The organism is Ramlibacter henchirensis (genome assembly GCF_004682015.1).
GTDB lineage: Bacteria > Pseudomonadota > Gammaproteobacteria > Burkholderiales > Burkholderiaceae_C > Ramlibacter > Ramlibacter henchirensis.
The window spans coordinates 1-2,942 of the sequence record NZ_SMLM01000005.1; the positions used below are offsets into that span (position 1 = coordinate 1).

Sequence of the window (2,942 nt, forward strand, 5' to 3'; positions counted from 1 at the left end):
TGGCAACAACGCGTCCAACGTCATCACCGGAGGCGCAGGTGACGACGTGCTCTCCGGGTTGGGCGGTCATGACACGCTGAACGGTGGCGCCGGCAACGACACGCTCCTCGGCGGCAGCGGCAACGACACCGTCAACTACAGGATCGGCGACGGCGCCGACTCTGTCGGTGGCGGCGCTGGAAGCGACACGCTCAATGTCACCGGAGGCGCCGCGGACGAGACGCTGGCGGTGGTCTACGCCGACGGCGTGCTGACGAGCCTCGAAGGTGGCGCCCTCACGGGCGTGGAGTCGGTGAATGCGAACCTGCTGGACGGCGCCGATACCCTGAGCTATGCGGGCAGCACCGAGAGCGTGACGGTCAATTTGGCCACCCTCAGCGCCTCGGGCTTCAATTCGATCGCGGGCATCGAGAACGTAACGGGCGGCAGCGGCAACGACCAGCTGACCGGTGACGCGAGTGCCAACAACCTGAACGGCGGCGCCGGTGCTGACAGCGTCAATGGCGGCGAGGGTGACGACACGGTCAACTACAGCATCGGCGACGGCGCCGACGCAGTGGATGGCGGCGCCGGAAACGACACGCTCAACGTCACCGGGGGTGCCACGGACGACACGCTGGCGGTCGTATACAGCGCTGGCGTGCTGACGAGCCTCCAAGGCGGCGCCCTCACGGGCGTGGAGTCGGTGAATGCCAACCTGCTGAACGGGGCTGATACCCTGAGCTACGCCGGCAGCAGCGACAACGTGGCGGTCAACCTGGCCACGCTCAGCGCCTCGGGTTTCAACTCGATCGCGGGCGTCGAGAACGTCACGGGCGGCAGCGGCAACGATAACCTGACCGGCAGCGCAGGCGCCAACACCCTGGACGGCGGCGCCGGAAACGACACGCTCTCGGGCGGCGCCGGTGACGACATCGTCAATGGCGGCGACGGCGACGACACGGTCAACTACGCGATCGGCGACGGTGCCGACACGCTGGATGGTGGCGCCGGCAGCGACATGCTGAACGTCACGGGCACGTCCGCGGAAGAGACGCTGGACGTGGTCTACGCCGGCGGTATGCTGACGAGCGTTGAGGGCGGTCCCGTGTCAAGCGTCGAGTCGGTGAACGCCGACCTGCAGGACGGGGCCGATACCCTGAACTACGCGGGCACCGCCGAGGACCTGACGGTTAACCTGGCCGCGGGCACCGCCTCGGGCTTCGCGTCGATCGCGGGCGTCGAGAACGCCACCGGCGGCAGCGGCAACGACAGCCTGACCGGCAACTCTGGCGCCAACGTCCTGGATGGCGGCGCCGGCAACGACACGCTCTCGGGCGGCGCCGGTGACGACACCATCCAGGGTGGCGCGGGCGGCGACATCGTCAACTACACGCTGGGCGACGGCGCTGATGCCGTGGACGGCGGCGACGGCAGCGACACCCTGAACGTCACCGGCACGGCGGCGGACGAAACCCTCGCTGTCGCGATCGCCGGCGGCGTGCTGACGAACGTGGGCGGCATCTCGGTCACGAATGTCGATCAGGTCAATGCCAACCTGTCGGGCGGCATCGACACCCTCAGCTACGCCGGCGTTACCGAGGGCATCACTGTCAACCTTGGTGCGGGGGAGGCCATCGGCTTCGCCTCCATCGCGGGCATCGAGAACGTCACGGGCGGCAGCGGCAACGACAGCCTGACCGGCAGCGCAGACGCCAACGCCCTGGATGGCGGCGCCGGCAACGACACGCTTTCGGGCGGAGCCGGTGCCGACGTCGTCGACGGGGGCGAGGGCGACGACACGGTCAACTACAGCATCGGCGAGGGCGCCGACGCAGTTGATGGCGGCGACGGCAGCGACACGCTCAACGTCAGCGGAAGCGGCGCGGACGAGGCGCTGAATGTGGTCTACGCCAGTGGTGTGTTGACCAACCTCGAAGGCGGCACGGTGTCCGGCGTCGAGTCGGTGAACGCCAACCTGCAGGACGGGGCTGATACCCTGAGCTACGCCGGCAGCACTGACGGGGTGACCGTGAATCTGGACACGGCCAGCGCCTCGGGTTTCAGCTCGATCGCGGGCGTCGAGAACGTCACGGGCGGCAGCGGCAACGATAACCTGACCGGCAGCGCAGGCGCCAACACCCTGGACGGCGGCGCCGGAAACGACACGTTCTCGGGCGGCGCCGGTGACGACATCGTCAATGGCGGCGAGGGTGACGACACGGTCAACTACAGCATCGGCGACGGCGCCGACGCGGTGGATGGCGGCGCCGGAAACGACACGCTCAACGTCACCGGGGGTGCCACGGACGACACGCTGGCGGTCGTATACAGCGCTGGCGTGCTGACGAGCCTCCAAGGCGGCGCCCTCACGGGCGTGGAGTCGGTGAATGCCAACCTGCTGAACGGGGCTGATACCCTGAGCTACGCCGGCAGCAGCGACAACGTGGCGGTCAACCTGGACACGCTCAGCGCCTCGGGTTTCAACTCGATCGGGGGAATCGAAAACGTGACGGGCGGCAGCGGCAACGACATGCTGACTGGCGCCGCAGGCGTGATCAACACCCTCGCGGGCGGGGCCGGTGACGACACCTACGTCGTCCACGACACCGGCGACTTCGTGAGCGAAGGGATCGCGGCGGGCACGGACGAGGTTCGCTCGCTGGCCGTCAGCTACACGCTCAACGACTTCGATGTGGAGAACCTCACTTTCATCGGTGCGGGGAACTTCACTGGAACTGGCAACAACGCGTCCAACGTCATCACCGGAGGCGCAGGTGACGACGTGCTCTCCGGGTTGGGCGGTCATGACACGCTGAACGGTGGCGCCGGCAATGACACGCTCCTTGGCGGCAGCGGCAACGACACCGTCAACTACAGGATCGGCGACGGCACCGACGTCGTCGATGGCGGGGCGGGGACCGACACCCTCAGCTACGCCGGCAACACGGAGGCGGTCTCGG

Annotated in this window: 1 pseudogene; it reads left to right on the forward strand. The window is 68.2% G+C overall.

Annotation, left to right across the window (positions count from 1 at the left end):
* Positions 1-2,942 (forward strand): annotated as a pseudogene (locus EZ313_RS23115) (hypothetical protein); the annotation flags it as partial.